This window comes from Microbulbifer sp. MLAF003 (assembly GCF_030012965.1).
Classification (GTDB): domain Bacteria; phylum Pseudomonadota; class Gammaproteobacteria; order Pseudomonadales; family Cellvibrionaceae; genus Microbulbifer; species Microbulbifer variabilis.
Window position 1 is genome coordinate 726,130 of record NZ_CP120232.1, and the last position, 26,255, is coordinate 752,384.

Annotated in this window: 24 protein-coding genes and 4 pseudogenes; 7 read left to right on the top strand and 21 right to left on the bottom strand. The window is 49.2% G+C overall.

All coding sequences use genetic code 11. The features are described 5' to 3' along the window. Positions 1-128 precede the first annotated feature (128 nt). The 4 genes and pseudogenes from P3339_RS03490 to P3339_RS03505 all read right to left on the bottom strand — a co-directional run bounded on the left by P3339_RS03490 (position 129) and on the right by P3339_RS03505 (position 4,462). Positions 129-1,148, bottom strand: coding sequence for a cytochrome d ubiquinol oxidase subunit II (locus P3339_RS03490; RefSeq protein WP_020414560.1), 1,020 nt, complete (start codon positions 1,146-1,148; stop codon positions 129-131). Further along, positions 1,145-2,535 (bottom strand): annotated as a pseudogene (locus P3339_RS03495) (cytochrome ubiquinol oxidase subunit I). The gene P3339_RS03490 and the pseudogene P3339_RS03495 overlap by 4 nt, the downstream one beginning before the upstream one ends. 241 nt (positions 2,536-2,776) lie before the next feature. Then, positions 2,777-3,334 (bottom strand): GbsR/MarR family transcriptional regulator, encoded by a 558-nt coding sequence (locus P3339_RS03500; protein WP_020414562.1) that lies wholly within the window; start codon positions 3,332-3,334, stop codon positions 2,777-2,779. A gap of 183 nt (positions 3,335-3,517) precedes the next feature. Next, positions 3,518-4,462, bottom strand: coding sequence for a DUF1853 family protein (locus P3339_RS03505; protein WP_020414563.1), 945 nt, complete (start codon positions 4,460-4,462; stop codon positions 3,518-3,520). Positions 4,463-4,688: 226 nt separating this feature from the next. On the opposite strand from P3339_RS03505, the gene P3339_RS03510 reads away from it, so the two are divergent. Then, the gene (locus tag P3339_RS03510) at positions 4,689-5,600 is read left to right on the top strand and encodes a bile acid:sodium symporter family protein (RefSeq protein WP_026305232.1); all 912 of its coding nucleotides are present in this window, start codon (positions 4,689-4,691) and stop codon (positions 5,598-5,600) included. Positions 5,601-5,650: 50 nt separating this feature from the next. On the opposite strand, the gene P3339_RS03515 is transcribed toward P3339_RS03510, so the two are convergent. Beyond that, positions 5,651-6,439, bottom strand: coding sequence for a Crp/Fnr family transcriptional regulator (locus P3339_RS03515; RefSeq protein WP_211214950.1), 789 nt, complete (start codon positions 6,437-6,439; stop codon positions 5,651-5,653). On the opposite strand from P3339_RS03515, the gene P3339_RS03520 reads away from it, so the two are divergent. Both P3339_RS03520 and P3339_RS03525 read left to right on the top strand, forming a co-directional pair. Next, positions 6,423-7,190 (top strand): class II aldolase/adducin family protein, encoded by a 768-nt coding sequence (locus P3339_RS03520; RefSeq protein ID WP_020414566.1) that lies wholly within the window; start codon positions 6,423-6,425, stop codon positions 7,188-7,190. The two genes, P3339_RS03515 and P3339_RS03520, sit on opposite strands and share 17 nt — an antisense overlap. Positions 7,191-7,353: 163 nt before the next feature. Continuing rightward, complete coding sequence (locus tag P3339_RS03525; protein WP_282952444.1) at positions 7,354-8,322, top strand: glycosyltransferase family 2 protein; 969 nt, start codon at positions 7,354-7,356, stop codon at positions 8,320-8,322. Between the two features lie 36 nt (positions 8,323-8,358). Here the strand turns inward: P3339_RS03525 and P3339_RS03530 are convergent, their stop codons facing one another. The 3 genes and pseudogenes from P3339_RS03530 to P3339_RS03545 form a co-directional block, all read right to left on the bottom strand. Further along, positions 8,359-10,722, bottom strand: a complete 2,364-nt coding sequence (locus P3339_RS03530) for an autotransporter family protein (RefSeq protein ID WP_282952445.1) — start codon at positions 10,720-10,722, stop codon at positions 8,359-8,361. 120 nt (positions 10,723-10,842) lie between these two features. Further along, entirely contained in the window at positions 10,843-11,607 is a 765-nt protein-coding gene (locus P3339_RS03535; protein ID WP_020414568.1) for an OmpW/AlkL family protein, read from the bottom strand. 278 nt (positions 11,608-11,885) lie between these two features. After that, a pseudogene (locus P3339_RS03545) lies at positions 11,886-12,871 on the bottom strand (LysR family transcriptional regulator). Positions 12,872-12,946: 75 nt separating this feature from the next. Here P3339_RS03545 and P3339_RS03550 point away from each other — a divergent pair. The 4 genes and pseudogenes from P3339_RS03550 (at position 12,947) to P3339_RS03565 (ending at position 15,719) form a co-directional block, all read left to right on the top strand. Continuing rightward, positions 12,947-13,177 (top strand): hypothetical protein, encoded by a 231-nt coding sequence (locus P3339_RS03550; protein WP_020414570.1) that lies wholly within the window; start codon positions 12,947-12,949, stop codon positions 13,175-13,177. A gap of 2 nt (positions 13,178-13,179) precedes the next feature. Continuing rightward, positions 13,180-14,108 (top strand): annotated as a pseudogene (locus tag P3339_RS03555) (sodium-dependent bicarbonate transport family permease). Positions 14,109-14,114: 6 nt separating this feature from the next. Continuing rightward, entirely contained in the window at positions 14,115-14,606 is a 492-nt protein-coding gene (gene purE, locus P3339_RS03560) for a 5-(carboxyamino)imidazole ribonucleotide mutase (RefSeq protein WP_020414572.1), read from the top strand. Positions 14,607-14,612: 6 nt separating this feature from the next. Further along, positions 14,613-15,719: a 5-(carboxyamino)imidazole ribonucleotide synthase gene (locus P3339_RS03565; RefSeq protein WP_282952448.1), complete on the top strand. Its 1,107-nt coding sequence runs from the start codon at positions 14,613-14,615 to the stop codon at positions 15,717-15,719. A gap of 28 nt (positions 15,720-15,747) precedes the next feature. On the opposite strand, the gene mnhG is transcribed toward P3339_RS03565, so the two are convergent. From mnhG to P3339_RS03630, 13 genes and pseudogenes are all read right to left on the bottom strand, one after another. Beyond that, positions 15,748-16,095, bottom strand: coding sequence for a monovalent cation/H(+) antiporter subunit G (gene mnhG / locus P3339_RS03570; RefSeq protein ID WP_282952449.1), 348 nt, complete (start codon positions 16,093-16,095; stop codon positions 15,748-15,750). Further along, complete coding sequence (locus P3339_RS03575) at positions 16,079-16,417, bottom strand: cation:proton antiporter (RefSeq protein ID WP_020414575.1); 339 nt, start codon at positions 16,415-16,417, stop codon at positions 16,079-16,081. The genes mnhG and P3339_RS03575 overlap by 17 nt, the downstream gene beginning before the upstream one ends. Next, positions 16,417-16,716 (bottom strand): annotated as a pseudogene (locus P3339_RS03580) (Na+/H+ antiporter subunit E); the annotation flags it as partial. The pseudogene P3339_RS03580 and the gene P3339_RS03575, both read right to left, overlap by 1 nt. A 175-nt stretch (positions 16,717-16,891) precedes the next feature. Continuing rightward, complete coding sequence (locus tag P3339_RS03585; RefSeq protein ID WP_353056911.1) at positions 16,892-17,986, bottom strand: proton-conducting transporter transmembrane domain-containing protein; 1,095 nt, start codon at positions 17,984-17,986, stop codon at positions 16,892-16,894. Next, complete coding sequence (locus tag P3339_RS03590) at positions 17,920-18,414, bottom strand: proton-conducting transporter membrane subunit (protein ID WP_282952450.1); 495 nt, start codon at positions 18,412-18,414, stop codon at positions 17,920-17,922. The genes P3339_RS03585 and P3339_RS03590 overlap by 67 nt, the downstream gene beginning before the upstream one ends. Beyond that, complete coding sequence (locus P3339_RS03595) at positions 18,411-18,785, bottom strand: Na+/H+ antiporter subunit C (protein ID WP_020414578.1); 375 nt, start codon at positions 18,783-18,785, stop codon at positions 18,411-18,413. The genes P3339_RS03590 and P3339_RS03595 overlap by 4 nt, the downstream gene beginning before the upstream one ends. 1 nt (position 18,786) lies before the next feature. Continuing rightward, positions 18,787-19,206 carry a Na+/H+ antiporter subunit B gene (locus tag P3339_RS03600; RefSeq protein WP_020414579.1) on the bottom strand — a complete coding sequence of 140 codons (420 nt, stop codon included), beginning with the start codon at positions 19,204-19,206 and terminating at the stop codon, positions 18,787-18,789. Further along, positions 19,203-21,488, bottom strand: coding sequence for a hydrogen gas-evolving membrane-bound hydrogenase subunit E (mbhE, locus tag P3339_RS03605; protein ID WP_282952451.1), 2,286 nt, complete (start codon positions 21,486-21,488; stop codon positions 19,203-19,205). The genes P3339_RS03600 and mbhE overlap by 4 nt, the downstream gene beginning before the upstream one ends. Before the next feature lie 154 nt (positions 21,489-21,642). Continuing rightward, complete coding sequence (locus tag P3339_RS03610; protein WP_282952452.1) at positions 21,643-22,338, bottom strand: pirin family protein; 696 nt, start codon at positions 22,336-22,338, stop codon at positions 21,643-21,645. Positions 22,339-22,429: 91 nt separating this feature from the next. Further along, positions 22,430-23,335, bottom strand: coding sequence for a LysR family transcriptional regulator (locus P3339_RS03615; RefSeq protein ID WP_282952453.1), 906 nt, complete (start codon positions 23,333-23,335; stop codon positions 22,430-22,432). 221 nt (positions 23,336-23,556) lie between these two features. After that, positions 23,557-24,543 carry a glutathione S-transferase family protein gene (locus P3339_RS03620; protein WP_282952454.1) on the bottom strand — a complete coding sequence of 329 codons (987 nt, stop codon included), beginning with the start codon at positions 24,541-24,543 and terminating at the stop codon, positions 23,557-23,559. A gap of 79 nt (positions 24,544-24,622) precedes the next feature. Then, positions 24,623-25,054 carry a DoxX family protein gene (locus P3339_RS03625; RefSeq protein WP_282952455.1) on the bottom strand — a complete coding sequence of 144 codons (432 nt, stop codon included), beginning with the start codon at positions 25,052-25,054 and terminating at the stop codon, positions 24,623-24,625. 325 nt (positions 25,055-25,379) lie between these two features. Next, positions 25,380-26,117, bottom strand: coding sequence for an OmpW/AlkL family protein (locus P3339_RS03630; RefSeq protein WP_282952456.1), 738 nt, complete (start codon positions 26,115-26,117; stop codon positions 25,380-25,382). Positions 26,118-26,255: the final 138 nt, after the last annotated feature.

Consider the following 26,255-nt stretch of genomic DNA (forward strand, 5'->3'; position numbering starts at 1 on the left):
GAATTGATGATTATTATCGTACCAATTTCGGCGAGCAAGGGGATTTTGTTTGATTTGTGGGGTAGTTCCGCGCTACCAAATTTTATTTGAATAGATGTTGCTACCCCTTGAAAGTGGAAACTATTTCTTCAGTGATAGTGAAGCTCGGTTGCTTTGCCGCGAAATACCCGGTAAGAAAAAGCGGTATAGGCAAGAATGACTGGTATAACAATCAGCGCACCAACCAAAATGAACTTGAGTGATGCAGTGGCGCTGGCCGCCTGCCAAATATTCAGCTGTCCCGGCACGATATCGGGAAAGAAACTGAAAGCTAAGCCGATAAAGCACATCAAGAAGATGATCACCACCATAGTGAAGGGAAGAGCGCTATGTCTGTCATTACTCTTCGGCATTCTTGCCAGCAGGACATCATTAAAGATAAAGGCCAGGAAGCAAAGGGTGGGGATCAGCAGCACAAACATTACCAGCGGATAGGTAAACCAGCGATCAAAGACGGTTGGATTGACCAAGGGGTTGATTACCGATACCGAGAGAACACCGAGCAGGGTTGCGCGACCGGCCCTGCGTGCCCAACGCACCGAGCGCGCCTGTAGCTCATTTTCGGTTTTTAACACCAGCCAGGCCGAGCCCATATAGCTGTATGCGGCGGTAACACCCAATGCACTGACGGCAGAGAACAGTTGTGCCTGCCAGCCGGGTGTAAAACCCATGACATACTGCCCCAGCATGTAGCCCTGGGAGAGACTGGTGGTGAGGGAGCCCGCTTTGAAAGTTCGGTCCCAGGCGAGTTTGTGTCCTACGGCGGCCTTGGCACGGAAGTCGAATGCCACACCTCGCATGATTAGCCCGACCAACATAATTGCCGCGGGAATATAAAGGTGCATCAATACCAGGTTATGGGCGATTGGAAAGGCGATCAGCAGCAGGCCGACAGCCAGTACCAGCCAGGTTTCATTGGCATCCCAGAAGGGGCCAATTGAGGCGATCATAGTGTCTCGCTGAGGCTCATCCTCTTCGCCCATAGGAAGTAGGATACCGACTCCCAGGTCGTAGCCGTCGAGAATAGCGTACACGAGTACTGCGAGCCCCATCAGGCCAATGAAAATTACGGGCAGCCAATAGGCAGCGGAAGTTGCCCCCTCACTCATTGTGAATCCCCCTTTGTCGACTTCTGGGTTGAATGAGGCAGGTTGGTCAGGCTGCCTCCTGCGAGCGGTTCTTGTGTCTCAAACTCCTCCACTTTGACTGACTTCAAGGCCATTACTTTCAGGGTGTGTATATAGGCGTATAAAAGGATCACGTAGACAATCAGGTAAAGAGTTAACGAGAAGCCGACATGAGAGGGAGGTAGCTGGGTGACTGCGTCAGCGGTTTTTAATACACCTGTAACAAGCCAGGGTTGGCGACCGATCTCTGTTACATACCAGCCGGCAAGTGTCGCTACCCAGCCGGCAAAGGTCATTCCCACCAGGGTTTTCAGTGCCCAACGAGGAAGTTCTTTTCGCCGCCATAACAGGTAGCAGCCGCCCCAGGCCACGGCGAGCATCAACAGGCCTACACCCACCATAATGCGAAAGGCGAAAAATACCGGCGCTACTGGGGGTGGTCTCCTGGGAATTCATTAATACCTCGTACTTCGCCATCCAGCTCGTGGGTTAGGATCAGGCTGGCCATTTTGGGGATGGCAATCTCGAAGTGATTGGTTTTCTCCTCGCCATCAGGAATTGCGAATAGCAGTAAGGGCGCACCTCTCTCCGTTTCCCATACACCTTCCATAGCTGCCACTTTTTGCGGCTGGTGCTCAAAGGTATTGAGACCATGTAAATCCCCCACAAAAATCTGGATAGGAATGAGAACTGCCGCCAGCACCAGACCGGTTTTCAATGCCAGGCGCGGGGCGCGTTTGGGGTCGCCTTTCAGAATGCGATAGGCAGAGATTCCAGCGACAAAGAAGGCTGCCGTTAATCCCGAAGCCAGCAGCATATGTGTCAGGCGGTAGGGAAAAGAGGCATTGAAAATAATTGCGAGCCAGCTTTCTGGGTAAGCGACACCGTCGCGCATTTCAAAGCCAGAAGGGGTCTGCATCCAGGAGTTAAGAGCGATAATCCAGAAGGCGGAGAGTGTTGTGCCTATGGCTACAACAAATGCCGAGAAGGTGTGAACTTTGCTGGGAACGCGGTTTATGCCAAACAGCATAATACCGAGGAATGTGGCCTCGAGGAAAAAAGCAGTGAGTACTTCATAACCCAGTAATGGCCCTGCGATATTACCGACTTGAGCCATAAAGCCTGGCCAGTTGGTGCCAAACTGGAATGACATGGTAATACCGCTGACAACCCCAAGGGCAAATGTCAGGGCAAAGATCTTCACCCAAAATCGATATGCGCGCATCCAAACAGGATTATTCGTCTGGTCATAGCGGAGCTTGAAAAAGACGATAATCCAGGCGAGAGCGATAGTGATAGTGGGAAATAAAATATGAAAACTGATGTTGGCGGCAAACTGTATTCTGGAGAGGATCAGAGTATCTAGCATGGGTGCCTCTGCTGGTCGGAACTATTTTTAACCAGATAACCGGGTACTCTTCCTGAGTAACCCGGGGGTGCCCGAAAAAACACCAATGCAGAAGTATGGACCTGCCAGTAATTTTTTGAGCGGTTACCGACGCTGGGTCGGCGGCGGTATATCCTTATACCGCTTTTTCTGTAGCCCGCTGGATTTCTCAATCCCCGGGCTGACTACTTCTATGTATTTCTTTTATTGCCGTGGCGTACTTTTAGTCGGAGCTTGACGTTCCCCCTGTAAGTCTGCTTTTGAGTTCCAGCAGCTTGACGATGCCTGAGCCAAGCTTCATCAATTTAAGCAGGTCATCATGCTCCAGTTTGCTCAGTGTATTGGCAAACTCCTCCAGTAACTCCAATAGGCTGTAGACCTCCTGGATCTTTTCCTGGGCCTGGGCTTCCTGCTCATCCTGGGGCTCATTGAGCAACAGCTGGCGCAGTAGGCTCAGGGTTGGGTCTAGTTCCCGTTTTCGGCGCTCTTCAAAGACTGTGCGTGCCAGGTCCCAGATTGAACCGGCTGCGGTGAAGTAATCCTTGCGATCTCCCGGCTGGTGGTGCAGTTCGATCAATCGCCAGGCCTGTAACTCCTTAAGCCCCATACTCACATTGCCACGGCTGATTTTGAGAGCCTGGGCAAGTTGCTCTGCATTGAGGGGCGATGGGTGGATAGTGAGCAACGCAAACATCTGACCGACAGTACGATTAAAGCCCCACCGGCTGCCCATCTCGCCGAAATGCAGTACGAACGCCTGGGCTTGACTGGAAAGTTTCATGGAATTCTTAAGTTTCAGAAATTTCTGAAAATTGTAAATATAAATTGATCTATGTCAATAAGTAATCGGAAATTGTTTGCCTTAGGCGAGCTACAGGGAAGGAAAGGAGACAACTTTAGGAGGGATATTTCGGATAGAGGCTGTTTGGGCTGCTCGCTGAGTACACCACACTCACCTCTGTTTTCAGTGGCCAGTCAGGCTTGCCAGTGCCTCTGGATACCAGTGTTTTGGAACAATGAATCCGCGGCAGACTTCCCCGCTTTTATCCTTTGCCGCAACACATAGAGGACGGTCAACAGGGGCTTTGTCCAAAGCCTTCGGAAGCTCATCAGAGTGACTTTCGCTAGTGAGGTCCGGTTGCAATGGAGCCAGCCAGGTAGGTTTAGGTAAATAAAACCAGCGTAAAGATTGATATTGAGGGAAAGTGCTTAAGTAGAGGTTGAAGCTATCCGGGTCGGCCCACCAGAATTGCATTTGTCGTTTTGATAGCTTCCCTCTGGCTTTAGCAGGGCCCTCCAATGCGTAAAACAAACGTCCGGGTATCAAGGCCCACTGCTGTTCAATTTTTAAATTTAGATCTTGCAGAAGGTGCACTACCTCAGGGCACCGGATTAATGGCAGCTGGTGCTCCGCCATACGCCTCAGCTTGATGTCCAGACGATCCCTGAGCCCAGGGCCAATCCAAAAATGGCCAGGTAGCTGCAGGTAAAATTTCACTGCAACCTCCCAGTGTTCGCAAGTATCACTGGGGAGGTGCCGTACCACAAAGTCCAGTTCACCCAATGTTTTACCAGCGATACGCAGAGGTAAGTTGTGGTGCAGCAGTTGGTAGTCGGGGTGATGTTCAAAGACAAAGGCCCACAGCCTCTCAAAGTACACACCCAATCGGGATGTGGGTTTGCGCTCGCTATAGTGCTGCAGGAATGCCTCGAGTTGCGGTGAAAGTTTCTTGTTGACTTGTGACTGAGCGAAATACTCCAGTAGCCTTTTTCGTCTTTTCTCCGGCAACCATGGCAATGTTGTGGGTAAAAAACTTGATTCAAGTGAGCCAGTAATACCCGGACTCCCCACAGCCCATAGTAAATTGGACCAGTGATCCACTGGTGCACTAGGGAAAATCTGTGACATAAAAAGTGTGACTGCCCTGAAATCAATGCTGGGCAGTGTACCAGAGGCGGCACTCTTCGGTGGACTGTGCTAGGGTTCAATATCGCACAGCGAAACAATAAAAATACGAAATAAAATCTGGTAACTCGAAATAGTGGTTTTACATAGGTGTTTCATGCGTGTCGCTCTATCAAGTGGCCACCTACTAACCGGGTTACCAAAATAATAACAATCTCAGGAGGCTAGTGTGGAATCAGGACCCATGATCTCAATCGGTCTGCCGATTGCGCTGTTTATTATTATGGTCGGAATAGGGATGACCCTGACGGCCAAGGATTTCCATCAGGTAACTGTGAAACCCGCTGGTTTGGTGGTGGGTACTATCACCCAGATTCTCCTGATGCCGATTGTTGCTTTCGCATTGTGCTGGCTTCTTAGCCTGCCCCCTGCGATTGCCGTAGGTCTCGTTATTATCGCGGCATGTCCGGGAGGCACTACCTCAAATCTTTTCACCCTGCTCGCCCGTGGCAATGTAGCCCTGTCTATTGTTCTTACTGTGTCTGCAAGCCTGATCACTATCCTCAGCCTGCCATTTTTCACCAACTATGCACTGCGAACCTACTTCGGTGCTGAACAGGAAATAGTGCTGCCGTTTGCGAAAACTGTCGTGATGTTATCAGTCATCGTATTGCTGCCGGTAGTTATCGGGATGTTGGTGCGAGCCTGGAATCCTCACTTGGCCAGCCGTGCAGAGGGTATTGTCAGCATCTTTGGCGCGTTGGTGTTGCTGATTCTTGTGGTAGGGCTTGTGTGGGGCATGCGCGATCGTATTGATGAGCTGGCGACCCAGGCCGGGCCTTCAGTAGTCCTGTTAAATATTCTGGGTGTTTTGTTGGGTTTAATGGCCAGCCGGCTTTGTGGCTTGCCTAGCCGTGAGGGCTTGGCGGTAGCTACTGAATTAGGTATTAAAAATGGCACTATTGGCCTGATGGTAACCTTGACTCTTCTACACTCCAGTGAAATGTCGGTGCCCTCTGCGGTCTATGGCGTCCTGATGTTCCCATCGGGCATGTTGCTGGCTCTTTATGGCCGCAAGAAAGCCCGGGAGATGGAAGGGGCAGGAGATAAACAGGCTGAAGAAATTGGAGAGGCTGGGTAGAAACTCTGTCAGTCATAGCCTGGCCAACCAATGTTTGCTCGGGCTGTGATTTAATCAAGTTCTTCAATATAGGCATGAAGACGGCTTAAGTCTGGTACTTTGATGTGACCGTAAGAGGACTCGATCAGCCCTTTAGACTCAATATTTTTTAGTACGCGATGAACTCCCTGCCGGGTCATGCCCATGGTGTTGGCAAGTAGTTCACGGGTGAGTCGAAAGCTCACTGCGCCACTAATATCCTTACCGTGATGCATCTGTGCCATAAAGAACAGGCGCCGTGCAACTCTTGCTTCGGTACCCCGCAGGACGTCGTCCTGGATAATCGACATTACTGCCCACAAGCGGAGGCTTACTTGTTCCAATACTATTGGATAAGCCTCTGGATGGCGGCGCATCAAGTTGCGTAATTGTTCGCCTTGAATATCCACAATAGTGCAGTCACTGTGAGCGTTGGCGCCAAATACTCGGGGAGTACCAGGGCAAAATACCGTATCGCCAAACCAGGCTCCGGAATCCAGTATGGCAAGTGTGGCTTCGCGCCCTGAAATATTACTCGAGCAAATACGTACCTGCCCCTCGGCAATAATTGACAGGCGTTCCAGTAAAGAGGCAGGTGGATAAATCATATCCCCAGTGCCGAAGCGCCGTACTTGTGCTCCTTGCGCAAGCTGCTCCATGGCCTCAATTGGCAATCCGGAGAGCAGAGGACAGGCATCTAAAATGGCCGCAATAGTATTCATTCGCCAAGTGTAAACAAATTGACAGTCTTTGCGGTAAGGCTCATCCAGAATCGAGGCTCGAATAAGAAAACAGGAGAGCATCATGCAACTGGAAATCATGCCTTCACTAAAGGGAAAGGTCAGTGAGGAAGAGTGGCAATTACGTGTCGACTTGGCTGCAGCCTACCGGCTAATCGCTCATTACGGCTGGGATGATACGATTTTCACTCATCTTTCCGTGCGTATTCCGGGCCCCGAATCTCACTTTCTGATTAACCCGTTTGGAGTATTTTTCGAGGAAATTACCGCTTCCAGTCTGGTCAAAATCGACTTGGGTGGGGAAAAGGTTGACGACAGCGGTGCGATGGTGAACCCCGCGGGATTCACTATCCACAGTGCCATTCACGAGGCTCGAGAGGATGCTCACTGTGTTATGCATACCCATACTACTGCGGGTGTGGCAGTTTCAGCACATGCCGAAGGGCTGTTGCCGATTTCCCAGCAATCCCTTTTTCCCCTATCGAGCATTGCCTACCATGATTATGAAGGCATTGCCGTGCGTGAAGATGAGAAAGCGCGGTTGGTCTCTGACCTGGGTATGGCGAACTACATGATCCTACGTAATCATGGCCTGTTAACCTGCGCCTCCACCATTGCAGATACCTTCCTCGCCATGTTTATCCTGCAGCGTGCCTGTGAAATACAAATTGCTGCGCTCGCCGGTAATCCTCCTTTGACCCCAGTTCCCCAGGAAATTGTGGATAAGATCGTTAGTGAGGGAGACATGGTTACAGGTAGCCAGGGAGGCTTGCTGGCGTGGCCGGGACTTCTGCGCAAACTGGACAGGGTAAATCCTGGCTATTGTGAATAAGTTGACTAAATATGGCCGCGAATCAGTGAGTTATTCTATTTAAGGTGCGTATCAACAGTTCTTTTATCTATGTTAATGGACCATAGTTCCAAATTTGATACTGTTGAGCATTTTTCATGTACACCTTGATGTATATTATTTTTTATAAGAGGTAACCAGAAGAGTGACATATTTTGGTTACCTTGATGGTCAAAAAAATATTTTTCGGTTACATGACATGCTTCAATACTTTTTGAAAAAAAGGCTCAGAAGCCACGATTTAAATAACAACTTAAAGTTGGAGTCTCTGGTTCGCAGTCATCTGTTGAGCCAGCAAACTCTAACCAGTGTTGAAGAGGGGGTAGGAAATAATAAGCCAGATAAAATCGTTGTTTCGTTGACATCCTTCGGTCGACGTATCCATGATGTTTATTTATGTGTGGAAAGTTTATTCCAACAATCCCTCAAGGCTGACGCTATAGCTCTGTGGTTGTCCAGAGAAAATTTTCCCGATGAAAAAGTGCCGGAGATGTTGCTGAAGCAGCAGCAGAGAGGTCTTCAGATCTTTTTTGTTGATGGTGATCTTGGCTCTTATAAAAAATACTTTTACGCATTTAATCAGTTCCCGGATAGTTTAATAATTACTGTAGATGACGATGTCTTATACCCACCGGACATGGTTGATATGCTGTACCAGGCTTATTTACGGGAACCCTCATATATCCATTGTCATCGTGCCCATCAAATCACCCTTGATAAGACTGGAAACCTACTTCCCTATGAGAAATGGCGATTAAAGAGGGAAAGCTGGTGTGGCTTCTCCAATACCAAACCTTCCCATATGGTATTCCCAACCGGGGTTGGAGGAGTACTTTATCACCCTCATGCTTTGCATAAAGATGCGTTTGATAGTGAGAAATTCCTCAAAATTTGCCCTGATGCGGATGATATTTGGCTAAAGGCGATGAGTATCAGGCAGGGAACTAAGGCAGTCCGTGTGTCGGATCACCGTCACTGGCGGGATCGGTTTTTAACAATACCAGGTGCCCAAGGATCTGGCTTAAAAAATACAAACCTGAAAAGGAAATCTGGCAATGATTGCAAGTTAAAGAAGGTATTTTCTGAATATCAATTGCTAGATAAGCTGCAATAAAAAGCGCTAATAATGAGCCGCTATAATTGGTACTTGCTACCATTTATAGCGGAAACCTAGTTCCAGGCCACCAACAAAGCTATCCCCAAGATTTTCCAGGCTACTTGAATAAAATATTTCTGAGTATATTGAGCAATGATCTCCACACTCTTCATAACTGGCGCCCATACGAAGCTCACCAAACCAGTTGTCCGGTTCCTGATATAGGCGGGTTCCTGAAACAAGCAAATCTGTTTCCTGGTCGAGATTAAAAATCAAGCTTGGTGTCATATAGAAGCTAAAGCGCTCCAAAGGTAGCGAACCATACATTTTCCGGCTTGATTTGCGCTGGCTTTTTCTTTTCTCGAATGCGGTACCCAGGCGCAATAAAAGACCATTGTTATTGATATCACTCACGAGAACTTCGTAAGTATCCTCGATATCCTCTGCTTCCTCAGAGGTATAAATTAGTTGGGCCAAAGGAGTAATGGAATAGTAATCGTATAATTTGAAGCTCCATCCGCCCTCTATGGATATGGCATAACCGTAGGCTTCGCCACTGTTATGCAGAGTACGTAGATCGTAGGCATCAAAATCGAAGTCAAACCAGTCCAGTTTTAATTGCGTATCCAGATATAAGCCCTGGTAGCTGTACCAGGTTAAGTATGCGCTGACACCATAATTTCTGACATCAATGTCACCATCGCCAAAGAATGAATCCACATCATTTTTAGCATTGCCATAATGCAAGGTCATACTTGCAACTGGCGAACTGCCCAGGACTGAAACATTCAGGGGTAAATCCGCTCCCAGTTGCAATTGAAAATAATTTTGATCCCAGCTGGCCCAGGTGGTGGATTGGCTTGGTGAGGCGCTAATATAACGTGCACTACTACGTATCCACAGGCCTTTGCTATCGATAGCAGTTTCTTCTGAACTACTGTAATCAGTATTAAGAAGATCTTTATAACTGCTACCCACCCAAAAGCGGTTTCCTACACGACTGCGTAAGGGGGTGGGAAGGTTCAGGGAGCGAAGTATCTGTGGTAGGGATTCATATAATACCGCAGTGGGTTGCCAGCGAGTCATTCCACCTTGTGGAAATTTGTTTGAGTCATTTACTACAGAGCGCAGGTACCAGTCACCATCATTGTTACCTGAAACTCCGTTGTGATGAAGGGTATAAGCATAAGCTCCGCCAATAGCTGCTTGCTGGTCATCCTTGGTGACATAATCACCATTTAACACAAAAGCATTGTCCGTAGATGATTCTGATACCGAAATTAGTTTAATGCCGTTACCTTCGGTGCGGGCTCCTTGTCCATCAAGGTTAAAAACTGTAACTGCTGTAGTGCCGCTGGCTTCGCCTTCAATAAACAGGTGGTCACTTCCCGCATTATCACCTTCAAGGATTACATCCATCCATAGGCGGCCATTGCCGCCAATATATTGGCCATAGTTACCATTACTATCTTTTTTTACTGTTAGTTTATTGAATTTTTGATTAACCAGATCGATAGTTCCATCATTGGCAACATTGCCAGTCACAGTATATTCGTCAGTATCAAAAAAAGCTTGCCCTCCCCACTTGACGTGCAATCCCAGAGGGTTGCCATTGCTATCCTGGCCTCCGCCGACGTTGAGGCTGCCGGAAAAAATCATTTTAGAACTACCCCAGATAACAACCCTCTCCCAATTATCTAACTGGGTTCCATCTACGCGATAATCCAGCTTGAAAATCAGAGTATCAATATCACCATCTTCAGCGCTGAGATCATCACCACCATTAAGTATGGCGTCGCCCTCGAAGGAGTAGGAATCTATAACCAGAGTGTCTGAGCCATTGCCACCTCGAATTTCATTACTGAGCCCCTCATCCCAGTGGATATAGTCGTCCCCTTCGCCGGCATCCAGGTAATTAAAAATAAAACCACCATCCAAGGTGATTTTGTCATTTCCATCGCCACCCCAAACATGGAAAGACAACCCGTCCAGAATTTGAATATCATCATCGCCGGCACCGCCGTGAATACCTCCACCGCCAAGATAAGTGCCAACATCACTACTGCGTTCGTTCAAGACAATAGTATCTTCGCCATCGCCACCATCAACCAGGTTGGTCACTATGGCCCCAAGAATATGGATTTCATCGTCACCGGATCCCCCATAGGCATTATTGAGGTTGCCGCCATTTAGATTTAGGGTGTCATTGCCTCCCAAGGCATTAACGTCTGCGTCTTCAGCATCGTTATCTTCATCACAGGTAATTTGATCTGGGCCATCTGAACCGGTATTTCCCGGAGTGCACTCCGCTACAGCAGGATGGATCGATAATAAAGGTAAGAATAATAAGAGGTATGAAATAAGGTATCGAGGTTTAAAGATAATGAGCAGCTGGTTTAATTTATGTTTGATGACCACAATGACTCCGATAAATAATATACGGGGAGCAGACAGCTATTGACTCATGTAGGCTGACTGCTGTGATCCACTGGTAAAATTCAACAGGTGAATCTAATAGCTGCAATTAATGAGGTGTTTTTAAAACTTGGTTCCCACGCCAATATTGATTACCCATGGATCGTAATCAAAGTGGGCGTAAAGTCGATCACTGCCCAGTTCGGTGGGGAAATCCACTGTGGGATCTGTATCAGACATGTAATAAAGCGCTGCAAGATTAATTATTAGTGGATACTGAAACTGGCGAAAATCCAAATTGAAGTCCACCCCGGCCTGTAGCGCCCAGTCCCAAGAGTGCCCCATATTAAATGATCCAGGTGCAACGGCCATGCCTGAATCTATCAGATATTCATTAAACTGGCGGCTGATTGATACTGTATGGTAATTGGTATAGTTAATCCCAGCTCCTACATAGGGACGGGTGAAATAGGAAGGGTCCAAGAAATACCAGTTTGCGAAAGCGAGTGTGCTAGAGGCCTTGAAATCTCCTAACTGGATTTGGTCACGGCCCGGATTGCCTGTGAAGTTATCCAGGGTTACGTCATATGAAGCGTTATTAATATGCATCAGTTCAAAGCCCCAACGATCTGTGGGGCGCCAAACTCCTGAGATCTGCCAGGTTTGCGCGGTGTCCATTTCCCAGGTTGTATTGTAAAGATCCCACTGTTGAAGAACTCGATATTTCAGTGATGTAGCTGCATCATTGGGAGTAACATAGCTGAGCCCGAACCTAACTATAAAGTCACCCCACTCTATGTCACGCCAGTCCTCTTGGGCATGAGAAAAGTTTGCACCAAAGGTCAAAAGAAACGTAATTGCGGTGCAACTTAGTCCCTTAAGTTTCATCACTATGTCCCTCTATAAAAATTCTGTACTTGCGCAGGAAATTTCTTTCTTTTCTGCCGTTGTGATTTTTCCGCCAGGATTTATTTGAGGTTGCCGGCGGGTATCCCAAAAGTAGCAGGATTCGGGCCGGCCGCAGGGGATTTGACGAACTTTAAGGCATGACTTTTAAAGGAAATAGAAAAGCAGGGATCGTACGAATAACAATCTCTTCTGTAGACACCAGTAAATATAAGATTGATTTATTCCTCTACCTCCCTGTTTTAGTTGGGGAAGGTTAATTACTTGGATTGAAGTATTTTGGGGCTTCCAATTTCTTCCGGCACAGTTTCCAGGTTACGGGCATAATCCAGAAACTCTATTGCAGCAGGAGAGAGGGGGCGGGATTTTCGCCGGGCGAGATACCAATGAGTGATAATGGGCAGTTCTTCTACATTCAGCATGGCAAGGCCGGCACGCCCGCCAAAGGCAAGTGTATGCTCGGAGAGAATCGATACGCCGAGACCAGACATCACTGCATGTTTTATGGCTTCATTACTTTCAATTGTCATACGAACATTGAGATCGACCCCCTTTTTCTCAGGAAGCGCTCAATTGCATGACGTGTACCGGAACCTTCTTCCCGACGCAGGAAAGGACAACTGGCAAACTCCTTCAGGGAGATCTTTTTCCTGTTTGCAAGCGGGTGTTTTTCTGGGGCGATAGCCAACAAGCGGTTGGGTAAAAACTCCACCAGTTCCAAATCGGGATTTTGCGGGGGATGACTGAATACATAAAAATCATCAGCATCCTCCCCAGTATAATCAATGATTTGTTGGCGATTACCTACACGAAAGCGAATATCCAGCTGTGGGTGTTGTTCATAAAACTCCCCAATTAGGTGGGGGATAAAGTACTTGGCTGTGGTGACAACGGCCAGTTGGAGTTTACCGCTTTCCAGGCCCCGGAGTTTCGCCAGTTTCAGCTCCAGGTACTCATAGCTTTTTAGTATCTCTCTGGCACTTTCCACCAATGTCAGGCCTGCTTCGGTGAAGTGGATTTGTTTGCCGACAGAATAGTAGAGGGGTAGCCCCACTGCGGAGGAGAGCTTGGCCAGTTGCATAGACACACTGGGCTGGGTCAGGTGCAGGGTTTTGGCGGCGGTACTAATGCTGCGTTGCTCGAACACGGTGAGGAGGATTTCCAATTGTCGTGCGGTTCCGATGCGGGCGTGGGCTCTGCTGGATGACACAAGGCACCTGTATAGAGGATTGCTGATAGATAACATAATAATTATCTATTTTTATCTATCAATAGTCCTATCGATAATGCGCCCACTTAATAAACAGCGGGGGCCTCTTTGATGCATAAGTCACAACTATATTTTGGCGCGTCTGTTGGATTACTGGTCATGTTTGTTGGCTGGACCCTGACACTGGCCGGTATCGTAGCCGGAGCCCTCATGGCTGTTGGTCTCCTGGTGTTACTTGCCAACGTCGGTTACTGGTTTACCAGTCGAAGCCGCCGGCGAATCAGGGTGGATATCGCCAGACAGGAGCGACAGCCAGTACGATCCCAGCGCCGGAAGTACTGAAAATGCAACTCGATATTGTTGTAGGTTTCTTCCTGCTGGGTGCATTGGCACAGTTGGTTCGCAGTGACCTGCGCTTGCCAACTGGCCTCTACCAAAGCTGTGTGATCTTCCTGTTGCTGGCTATCGGCCTCAAGGGTGGTGCGGCACTCAGTACCTATTCTGCCGCTACCCTGGTACCACAATCACTGGCTGTTCTGGCTTTTGGTGCCTTGCTACCTCTGTTGGCTTTCCCGGTCCTTCACTGGATTGGCAAGTGGTCCCGCCTCGATGCCGCAGCCACAGCTGCCCATTATGGTTCCGTCAGTGTCGCGACTTACGCTGTGGCTGTTGCACTTCTCAATTCACGCGGTATTGAATACGAGGCTTACTTCCCTCTGTTTGTCGCTTTGTTGGAAGTTCCTGCAATTGTGGTGGGCATTCTGCTGGCGAGGCAGTCTGCTAAAGACGCTGGCACCGGCAAGCTGTTTCACGAGCTGACCTGTAACCAGGGCGTTCTCTTGCTTCTTGGCGGTATTGTTATTGGTGCCTGGGCTGGAGAGCGTACTGCATCTGTCATGCCTTTCTTTGGTCAATTATTTCACGGCGTTCTCGCCCTGTTCTTATTGGAGATGGGGCGGGTAGCCGCGGCGCGTCTCCGAGACGTAAAGGGGCAGGGCGCATTCCTGCTCAGCTTCGGCATCTTCATGCCTTTGATGGGTGGCGTTGCGGGGGAGTTCTCGGCTCCCTGCTCGGTCTGTCTGCCGGAGGCGTCTTCCTGCTAGCGGTGTTGGGCAGCAGTGCTTCCTATATCGCAGTGCCTGCAGCGATGGCCGTAGCTCTGCCCCAGGCTAATGCCAGTGTTTCGATCACCTTGTCTCTGGCAATCACATTTCCTTTTAACGTGCTGGTGGCGATCCCCGTCTATCTGGCCTTCATCCAACACTGGAGTTAACTGCAAGTGAAGTCTCTGCCTTTTGAAAAAGTCACCATCGTAATGGGGTCGCGCTCGGATTGGGCCACCATGTCCAATGCGACCAAGCCTCTTACAGAGCTGGAGGTCCCCTTCGCTACCGCCGTAGTTTCTGCCCACAGAACCCCCCAGCGTTTAGTGGAATTTGCCAGTGAGGCACATAAAAAAGGTACCCAGGTGATTATCGCTGGTGCTGGTGGCTCTGCGCACTTACCGGGCATGATTGCTGCCATGAGCCCGCTGCCGGTGATTGCTGTCCCTGTTGAGAGCCGTTTTATGACTGGTATGGACAGCCTGCTTTCGATTGTACAGATGCCACGGGGTGTTGCCGTTGCCACTCAGGCAGTAGGCGCTTCCGGCGCTTTTAATGCGGGCCTGATGGCAGCACAGATGTTGTCATTGAGCGATGCAGGTCTGCAGCAGCGCCTGATTGCCTGGCGGGAGCAGCAAAGTGAGCAAGTTCCTCTGTCTGTGGAGTAAGGCACTGTGAGTGAGCGCACCAGACATATCGCTATAGTTGGCTGTGGGCAGCTGGCACAGATGATGGCGCAGGAGGGCCAGCCCCTCGGTATCACTTTCAGCTTCCTCGCCGAGGAAGGGGAAAACACCAGCTGTGTCGAAGGGCTTGGAGAGCTGGTCAAGCTTGAAGAGCATGAGAGCGGGGAGGTTTTGTATCAAGCCTTGGGCCGGCCAGAGGTAATTACTGCCGAGCGAGAGCAGGTGGATGTGGCCTTGTTGCGAAAGTTACAGCAGTTTTGCCCGGTTTATCCCGATCCCCATATCTTTGAAAAAGCCCAGCACCGCCTGCGGGAAAAGTTAGCACTGACCGAGAGCGGTCTTCCAGTGGCGTCCTTTGTACCGGCGCTGGGGGCTGATGAATTACGTCGCGCCCTTGGCACCCTGGGCTATCCAGTATTTATTAAAAGCTGTGAAAATGGCTACGATGGGAAAAACCAATGGCGGGTTAAAAACCAGGCGCAACTTGAAGATGCTATCGAAGAAGCTCAGAGCCAAGCTTGCGTGGTGGAAGCAGCGGTGGATTTTTCCTGTGAAGTTTCCCTGGTTGGAGTGCGCTCTGTATCCGGGGAAGTAAAAACCTATCCCCTGACTGAAAACCTTCATCGCCAGGGCACTCTTCTGGTTTCAAAGGCGCCGTTTCATGACTTCCAGCTAATGAGTCAGGCCCAATCCTACCTGGATAAACTGATGCGTGACTGGGACTATGTAGGCGCGCTGACCCTGGAATGTTTCGTGACAACTGAGGGATTGATCGTTAACGAAATAGCGCCGCGGGTCCATAACAGTGGCCACTGGACCTTGGTGGGAGCAGAGACCAGTCAATTTGCCAACCACCTGCGCGCCATTCTCGATATGCCGCTGGGGGATACACAATGCTCCAGCCCAACTGCCATGATTAATATGCTCGGAGTGAATAAATCACCCTCGCAGAAAAATGAAGGCGTATGGCTTTATGGCAAAAGCCTGAGAGAGGGACGCAAGATGGGGCATGTCATCCTTGTTGATGACTGTTCCCATCGACTTTCCCAGCGTAGTGATGCAGTTATCGCTGAACTGTATTCTAAGGGCCACTAATTTAGGGGCTCCTCGAAAGGACTTTCGGTTAACGGAGGTCCCTTTTCGGATTTTTGAAACGGGGGCGGGCTGATGCTCCCCGCCACATAGGGGTACCAACCCGGTAGGCTGCGCGTGCGATCATATGCACGCCCACCGGCACCGTGAGTAGCAGGAACAGGATTGCAGCCACCGCCCGTGCCGTAACCTGGGTATCATGGAACAGGGTGGCTACTCCGGCCAGTAAAAGACCACAGCACAGGGTAGCAGCCTTACCGGAAGTACTCATGCGAGTGTAAAAATCCGGCATGCGCAGTAATCCCAGGGCGGCACTGAACCCAAAAGTACTTCCTACCAGTATCAATGCTGCAATAAAAACCTCATCGAAAACTACCACCACCGCCCCCTTCGTGAATCACGGTTTTCTTGCCACTTTTTTCGATAAAACGCGCGAAGGCCACACTGACCAGAAATGCCACAAGTGCCAGTGCAATAGCCGCATCCAGGTATACAGGCTGTCCTGAAGCAATTGCCAATAGTGCACAGTATGCGACGGCGAGAATATTTAATACATCCAGGGCAACAACTCTATCGGCTAACGTAGGCCCAAAAAATATTCGCAAAAAGCACATTGCCAGGGCCAAAAGTAACATCAGTGAAGAGATGTTAATCGCCCCTACAATAATGGGGGAGTGTATGTCGGCAATAGTAATTGGCATCAGGAAAAGGCCTCCCGTACCCGCTTTTCGAAACCCTGGTGAATTTCCTCGCGAAAAGCTTCCGGATCATCCACAAACATGGTGTGAACCAAAAGTTCAGAGTGGTCTTTGGTAATTTCCAGCACCATGGTTCCCGGAGTTAGCGAGATTAAATTAGTGAGAATAAAAATTTGGTTGCGATCAGTGATTTTCAGGGGGATACGCACGACCATGGGGCGGCTCTTTAGTTTGGGTGAAAATACCTCATAGGCAGCACGCAGGCTGGACAGTATCAGCTCCTGAATGAAAAAAAGGACAAGTGGGCGAAGCGCGGCAGGCGATAAAAATACTTACTTCCCCCGGGTAAACTGGGGGATACCCTCAGTGCCAAGTAACCAATTAAAAAACCAAAACAGAAATTCGTCAGTGTCGCATTACCGGTAAGTGCGGACCAGCTGATGGCCAATAACAGATTGAGTAAAAATACGCGCATACTCAGTGGTTTCCTGTGTACTGGGCGGAACCCTCGCCCAAAACCGCATCCAGATATTCCCGGGGTTCCAGAAGCTCATTTGCGGCCCCTAGGGAGTAATCAATAAAAGGCTCTGGAACCAGCCCCAGCCCTAAGGTAATGAATGCTAACAGGGCAACAGGTAGCAGGCGCTGTAACCTCTCAGTACGTGGTATCTCATACAAATTGCTACAGTAGCTTTTGGGGTGGTCCTTCCAGAAAACCTCTGCCCAGATCTTACTCATGGAATATAGGGTTAGAGCGCCGGTAATTAGCGCAACAGCTGCCACAAGGTAAGCCGCCTGGTCCATGCTGGCTTTTAATAACAATAGTTTGGCCCAAAAACCCGACAGGGGAGGAAAGCCGGCAAGACTGAAAGCGGCAATAAAGAAAAAGGTAGAAAGCAGAGGGCTGGCTTGATAAACACCACCGATTTCGCTCAATTCATAGCTGCCTGTAAGGCGCTGGGCGGTACCGCTGATCAGGAACAGGTTAGTTTTGGCAACAATATTATGCACCATGTAAAACACTGATCCGGCCAGTGCCAAGGGGGAGTTGAGAGCCAGCCCAAGCACCAGGAAACCGATCTGGCTAATGATATGGAATGCAAGGATTTTGCGAAATTCATATTGGGCGGCAGCGCCCAGTACGCCGGTTAGCATGGTGAGTAATGCTGCCCCCAAAAGGATATTGTGGGTAAAGCCCAGGTCTGTAGGGAAAATCAGGGTAAAGGTTCTTATCAGCGCGTAGACTCCAACTTTCGTAAGCAGCCCGGCAAATACAGCGGTTACTGCCACAGGGGGAGCATGATAAGAAGCTGGCAGCCAGAAAAATAATGGAAAGATAGCTGCTTTGATCCCAAAAGCACTGATAAACAATACCGCCAGGGCAGATACAGCCACCGGATTGTCGACCGTGGCCAGGGATATATGCAGCTGTGCCATATTTAGGGTGCCGGTCAACCCGTAAATCATACCAATGGATGTGAGCATCAGCAGGGTGGACACAAGATTCAGCGCGACATATTTAATACCGCCATCCAGCTGGATACGATCTCCCCCAAAACCAGCAAGGCAAATGAGGCGATTAGCATCACCTCAAACCAGACATACAAATTAAACAGGTCTCCGGTAATAAAGCTTCCGCAAACGCCTGCCAATAAAAGCTGGAAGAAGCTGTGAAATCCCAGCTTTACCCGTTTTTCATCAATGTCTGAGAGTGAAAATAATGAAACGCAGAGCCCTACAATTGCACTGATTAGCAACATTACTGCACTCAGACGATCAGCTACCAGGGTAATCCCAAAGGGAGCCGCCCAATCCCCCATTTGGGCCGCGCGCGGACCGCCGGTTTCCACCAGTATCATAATGGCGATTGCTATTCCCAGCATCAGCACACAGCCGCAAATAGAAATTGAGCCGCAGAGCAAAGGGCGCCCGCGCGCTGGAAAAGCGGCAAGTGCGGTGAAGATGGGAATCAGGAAGGGCAGGGCGAGTAACCAGCTCAAGGGGATTTTTTCCTCTTGGGCTTCACCGGCTCCGCAATGCGCATGGAGTCCACATCAAGGGTACCCAGCACTTTATAGGCCTGGGCGATTAGTGCCAGGGCAAAGGCCAACAGACCAAAACCGATTACAATGGCAGTCAGGATAAGTGCCTGGGGCAGGGGGTTAGCTACAGGCATAGGCGGTACTTCCAGCCCTTTGGGAACCAGGGCCGGAGCCGCGCGGGTTAATCTACCGGTAATAAATATGGCCAGATTGGCGGCATTACTGATGAGTATTAATCCGAACAGGTAGTGCAGCAGATCCCTGGCCAGCATCAGATAGACTCCGGTGGCAATCAATATGCCAACCACAAGTGCGAGGGGACCCTCCATATTAACCAGCCTCTTCCAGGGCAAAAATCAGGGTGAGTACAGCGCCGAGTACCGCCAGGTAAACGCCAATATCAAAAATTAGTACATTGCTGATGGAGATACCGCCCGAGTTTTTATCGCCGATAAGTTGAAACCATTGGCCCGAGAAAGGCGCTTCTCCTTTAAAAGCTGCGAGCATACCGGACAGTGCCGAAATCAATACGCCACTCATTGCCAGGTTTCCGGGAGGAACCCGCAGTGCTCGCTGGGCTGCTTCCATACCCCAGGCTATGGCAAAGAGTGCAAATGCCGAAGCGGCAATTAACCCGGCAATAAAACCCCCTCCAGGATAATTGTGGCCGCGCAAGAGCATATATACCGAGAAAACCAGAATGAGCGCCACAAGCACTCGGGTTGCTGTTTGCAATATCAGAGAGTTCATTGTGGCCCCCGCCGTAATTGATGGCCCAGCAGCGTTACTGCCGCTACGGCAGCAGTAAATACCACAATGATTTCTCCGAAGGTATCCAGCGCGCGGAAGTCCACCAGGATGACATTGACAATATTACGCCCATGGGCCTCGGGCACTGCGGCCTGCTCAAAGAAGTCACTGGTAGGACTATCGAAGGGTGTTTGTAATACGGCAAGAATACTCAAAGTCACCAACAGGCCGACCATGCCACCCAAAAGGGCATCTCTAGGGCGAAAGCGGATTTTTCTACCGGGGCTGAATACTGGGAGGCGAGGCAGTATTGCGGCAACCAATACCAAATATAGGGTTTCAACCAGGAGCTGGGTAATAGCTACATCCGGAGCACCAAAGAACAGATAGATTAATGCAACTCCAACACCCAGGGCCCCGAGAGCGCATATTGCAATTAATGGTTTGCGTGCTGTACCCGCCATAAAAGCTCCACCCACGGTAAGTAGAAGGGCGGCCCATTCTTTCAGGTTCAGACGCGGCCAGTTGTATTCCAGTGGGAATTGCCCCGATCGTAACAAGGCATAGGAAAGGAATATCGAAACGGTCACAAAAATGACCGTCAAATAACGCCGCATAACCCCGTTTTGCAATATCCGGGTCTGGAAAGCCGCAAAGGACCTCAACAGCTCCAGGGACTTGTCCCACAGTAGATCGGCACTGGTAGGCGCATGTTTGAAATCCCATGCCAGCCAAGCCCGCAGGTGGCGTAAGCCCAGATACATAGTGACCCCAAGACCAAAGGTCAATATGCTCATTAACAGAGGAATATTAATCCCGTGCCAGAGGCGTAAATCGATACTCTCTGGAATACCCAGTACAGCAGTTAACGCAGGTTCAACAAGTCCCCCACCGACGAGATCCGGGGCAAGACCAAAGGTAAGTCCCAGAAAGCTGAGAATTAGTGGACTTATCCATAAGCCAGGCGATGCCTCGTGGACTTTGGGTAGGTTGTGTGGGTATTTTCCCAGAAAGGGTTTTAAAGCAACCATACCAGCCACGGTAACAGTGACGGCATTGGCGAATACTGCGGCAGTGGATACGAGAGCTGGTTCGGATGCCACAGCCAGCGCTCCCTCATATTTTAATTCTTTACCAATAAAGCCAAGAAATGGTGGGAATCCTGCCATAGAAAGTGCTGAGGCCAGTGCGGTAAAAAAAGTGATAGGCATGACACGTCCGAGCCCACCAAGTTTGATCATATTGCGGGTGCCAGTCTGCTTATCAATGATGCCTACCACCATGAACAGTGCAGCCTTATAAAAAGAGTGCACTATTAAAAAGGTGATAGCGGCTGCAACTGCAGCAGAGGCATCGGAACCAAGGAACATAGTCAGGGTACCGAGTGCGATCATGGTGGTGTAGGCCAGGGCAAGTTTCAGGTCGGTCTGGCGCAGAGCAGCCAATGCAGCCACTGCTGCGGTAGCCGCACCGGTACAGGTCAAAATCCACTCCCAGGTTTCTGTCTGTGCCAGAACTGGATGCAGGCGCGCCAATAGATAAATGCCTGCTTTTACCATAGTTGCAGAGTGTAGGTAGGCGCTGACAGGGGTCGGAGCTGCCATCGCATTGGGAAGCCAAAAATGGAAAGGCAGTTGTGCGGATTTGGCAAAAGATCCGATTAATATCAGCATCAGGATTGGCACATATAGTGAACTTGCGCGTACTGTCTCCCCGGAAGCGAGTACCTGCACCATATCGAAACTGCCTGTGAGTGAACCAAGCAGTATAAAACCGGCCAGTAAACACAGGCCTCCAAGGGTGGTTACCAATAGGGCCTGTAGCGCTGAGCGGCGTGCAATGGCGCTGGTGTTATTAAAGCCAATCAGCAGGTAACTGGCGATAGTGGTGATTTCCCAAAATACAAATAAAGTCATCAGATCACCGGCAAGCACCAGACCCAGCATTCCGATCATAAATAGGTAGAGATACAGATAAAAACGGCGCAGTTGCATATGTCCGCGTAAATAAGATGCGGCATAAATTGTAATAAATACGCCGATGCCACTGATGAGTAGGGCGAAAAGAAAGCTCAGACCATCAATAAAAAATTGCAGTGATACACCGAGGTCAGATACCCAGGTCACACCAAAAATAATTTCGCGACCGGCAGATATATCTGACATGTAGAACAACAGGATCAGTGTCAAAATAGTGGGAGGCACGGGAGAGAGCAGGGAGATAAGTCTCCCCGGTTCGGCTTGCCTGCTATCGCGACTATCCGTGTCGCCAACTGCACCCATCAATTGATCCCCAATTGCCTCGATCTATTTTAGGAGGGAATCGGCCAGAGAGCAGGTAGGGCGATTACTGCGCCTGATTGAAAAAATATATATTGCCGCTGATGATTACTTCGAACTGCCTTATTTCAAGAGTTGACTTTATTTTACTAAATTTTCATTGATGTGGCAGATCAAACCACAAGGCCGTTATACCATCTATACCGGCCTGTAATTGTATATACTCTTTAAACAATCCAAGGCCATCTCCTGCCATCATTTTATGATTGCTATTAAAAGTGGCACTCCCCTCAATTACATGTAAATATCCGGGGCGAATTCGGGTATCCAGAACCACACTTTCTCCGCTCTTCAAGTGAAGTCGATACAAACTGGCATCTTGTTGCATGGTTAGTGAATCATCACGTCCATCTGGGGTAACCAGGGGAGTCAGCTTCTTCGTTTGAATAATTGATTTTTGTTCATACCCAGGCTTGATGCCCTGGCGGTTGGGTTGAATCCAAATTTGCAGGAACTTTAATCTCTGTGATGTTGAGTGATTATATTCTGAGTGGGTGATGCCTGTTCCGGCACTCATTCTTTGCACTTCTCCGGCGGGGACCACAAAACGATTCCCTTTACTGTCGACATGTTCAATAGCGCCTTCCAAGATATAGGAGATAATCTCCATATCCCTGTGGCCGTGAGTATCAAAACCTGCACCGGGACGGACGGTATCATCATTGATTACCCTCAATACAGAAAACCCCATATGCATGCGATCGTAGTAGTGTCCGAAGGAGAAAGAATGCTTGCTTTGGAGCCACCCAAAATTGGCAGTTCCTCGTTCCTGCGCCGGTCTAAAATAGTACATAACAAGATCCAAGTACTTGAATAATGGTTTTATTTATTTTATTCAAGTCTGCACCAGAGAAATATTGGATAGATAAGGATTCGCTGTTCTATTAAAGTGAATTTTCCGAAGTGGGCATATTTAGTGTCAGCAACCGTAATTCCCCTATAAATTCACGCGCAGCGGGGCCCAGGCTGTCTTGATCTCTAAAATTCAAATAAAAACTGGCTGTGCGGGATGCGCCTTTTTCCAGTGAAAGACGTTTTAACATTCCGTTTTCCAATAGCGGGGCGGCAATTGGCATGGGTAGCCAGGCATACCCCATTCCCTGGCAAATCAGCTCTGTAGATGCACGCAAGCTACTTACTGTCCAGCGCTGTTCAGCGCCAAGCCACCCCGAGTCGACGCTGGTTTGTGTGGCTGAGTCCCGCACAATAATCTGTCGGTAAGATTTTAAATCATCATAGTTTAACTTTCGTTTGAATTGATGCAGAGGATGGTTGATATATGCCACTGCGATAAATTCAATCGTACAGATTTCTTCATTGAGATTGTCGGTCATTGTCATTGGTGATAAACCCAGGTCTACAGCACCTTCCTGTAACAACTCATTAGTGCCAGATAAAATGGTATCGACAATATCAATATTGGTTTGTGGGAATATTCCGGATACTTTTTCGAGAGCCTTAAATACCACTTGCTGGGGGAAGGCACCATCTACAGCGATACGCAGCTCAGATTCCACACCACTGCTAAGAGACTCCGCAATTGCCTCTATACGGGATACTTCATCCAGTAAGTACTTTCCACGGCGCAACATCAGCTGGCCAGCTTCAGTCAATGCAACTCTGCGCCCGGTTACTTCAAAAAGCTTTACACCCAGTGCCGTCTCCAGGTTCCCTACCGCATGGTGAATACTCGATTGGCTTTTATGCACCACTGAAGAGGCCTGGTTGAAACCTCCCGCATCCACCACAGCCTTAAACATACGCCATTGCTCCAGGGTGGTTTTCTGCATGGGTGCCTTCTCCCGTTGATCATTTAACTTGATGCCTATGGCAGGATAAGTTGTCGAAGGGCTACTCTAATGTTCGCCAGAATCGAATGATAGTCAGAATTATAGAAAGATTTGTTCGAAAATTTAGATGGGTGGCGACGACATTGCCCATGATTGAGTAAAAGTGGCCGCAGAGCGGCCGAGGTTGGGGTTAGTCCTGAGGTGGGGCCGGGCTTAAAGATTTATCTTACGGGGAACCTGTTGCGGTCGTGGGGGCTACTGTAATCAATAGCGGGCCCCACCGGTACAACCTGGGTGGGGTTAATCGAAGTATGGCTGAAGTAGTAATGGCGCTTGATATGGTGAAAATCTACAGTTTCGGCTACACCGGGCCATTGATACAGCTCGCGCACATAGTTACGGATATTAGGGAAGTCATCCAAGCGCTGACGGTTGCACTTAAAATGCCCATGATAGACTGCATCAAAGCGTATAAGTGTGGTAAACAAACGCCAGTCTGCTTCAGTGATTTGATCACCGGTAAGATAGCGCTGTTGACTCAGATGTGTTTCCACATGGTCCATTGATTTGAATAATTTGTCGTAGGCTTCCCCATAAGCGGCCTGGGTGGTAGCGAAGCCACAGCGATAAACTCCGTTGTTAATATTCTCGTAGATCTCATGATTAATAACCTCAATTTCATCGCGCTTTTGCCGTGGGAAAAAGTCTGTTTGATCGCCAGTAATCAGATTAAACGCGCTGTTAAACATACGTATGATTTCTGAAGATTCATTGCTGACAATACAGTTCTGCTGTTTGTCCCATAGCACCGGCACAGTTACGCGCCCACTGTAATTGGCTTTGTTGTGGGTGTAGATTTGATACAGGTAATCGAATCTGAATAGGGGGTCGCCACTACTGCCTTCTTCAATATTAAAACTCCAGCCAGAGTTCAGCATATCAGGGCTTACTACCGATACGCCGATATGCCCTTCCAGCTTTTTCAGCTTGCGAAAGATCAGTGTGCGGTGGGCCCAAGGGCAAGCAAGTGATACATAGAGGTGATAACGGCCGGGCTCGGCTTTAAAGCCACCAGTTCCACTGGGCCCTGCGCTACCATCAATGGTTATCCAGTTGCGCAGTTGGGCCGCCTCTCGCTCAAAGGCGCCACCAGACTCGCTGGTGTTATACCATTGGTCCTGCCATTTTCCGCTGATTAAAAGTCCCATTTTGTACCTCTTAAAAGCCTGTAAGAGTGAGTGCAGGCCCCGATTTTCTCGGGGTTTCTGCCGTCTGTTTTATGAGGCATTACTGCTTGGCTCCCTGTCTGCGAGCGTCCAGGCTCCATCGTCCAGCACCATTAGCAGCCAGTAACAGGAAGCCCCCGGCCATGGCGATGTTTTTGAAGAACATAATAAATTGCATCTGGTCAGCCAGATTGTTGTGATACAAGGCGGCGGTAATCACACTAAATCCAGCTAGGGCTACTGCAACCAAGCGAACTTGAAAGCCTGCGATCAAGGCAAGGGCGGTACCTACTTCAAACAGTATCACCAGTGGCAGCAGGAATTCAGGCAGGCCGCCGTAGGCCAGGTACTGGGCGCTGCCCTCGTAGTTTTGAATTTTATTAACACCTGCCAGTAAGAAAATCGCAGCCAGGCCTATACGGCCAGCCAAGTCGGTAATAGCAGGAAACATGGAGTTGGTATCTTGAATTGTGCTCAGGGCGGAAGTGGTCATGGTATCGCTCCTCAATCTGTGAGTTCTAAAGTAGTGCCCCAGGGGATGGGCAACCTCTATCGATGGGGAGCAGTTTATCGAGCAGGGACAGGATGAAAATTGCTTAAAACGGGCCTTATGATTCGGGAAAATAGAATGAATGTTGAGTCTATCGGAACGCCGCAACGGGAAGTGCTTGCTCGATCAATTAAAATGAGAGTGGATTACTGAAGAGGCGAGCTACCGCCAGACTGAAAGGAAAGTCCATAACTTATTTCTTTAATGCCCAGACTGGCATAAAAAAGAAACCGTTAAAATCACTCTTTCGGATTCCCGGCACTCCAAATCAGAAGTGGTAACCGATACCGACCGAGAAAACAAACGGATCTATGTCCACATCGACATTGATACGGGAGTAAGTTTCCGCACCTGTATAGAAGCGGATATTTGCATCGGTATCAATATCCAGGTACCAAATAGCGGCATTAAACAGCCAACGGCTATCCTGGCCAAAGGCGATATCTATTCCAACTTCCCCAGCCAGGCCCCAAGAATCATCCAGCTTGAGTCTTGCTCGTGATTCTGCACCGAGTACAGCTTCAAAGTAATTCTGAGCCGCACGATTGATATGCTCACTTAAAAAGTGGGTGTAATTTACTCCGACACCAATGTAAGGCTGCACCCAGGATTCTGTGCATACTGGGTACCATTGCAAGGTGAGGGTAGGAGGCAGATGTTTAATGTCCCCGAGGCGCACCCGTCCGAGAGGTTCGCCAGTCACCGGGTCGGGCAGGCCGCGCACGTCGAGATCATGTTTAAATGGTAATGCTGCCAAAAGCCCCAATCCCCAGTGGTCTGCGAATAACCAAGTGCCCGTAACGCTCACGGAGTAACCGGTATCCACGTCAACCCGTGTATCAGGCAGTATGGTGCCATTTAGGCGCAGATTGTCGGAATCGTCATTGGGATCAACTGCGGCGGCGCCAACACGAACAATAAAGTCTCCTTTTTTATACTCTGCCAAAGCTTGGCTACTAATGAGTAAGGCGGCAAAAAGCGTTATTGCCAACTGAAGCCGTTTCATTTCTTGCTTCCCTGCGCATTTTATCGAAATGGAGTTACGCATTCAGTGTAGTTGGCCGGCAAATGGGCGGTTTGGGTAAGGCGTTCTTTGATGTGATAAGACGTCTTTAGCAGCAATATATAGAGGGTGATCTGTGCC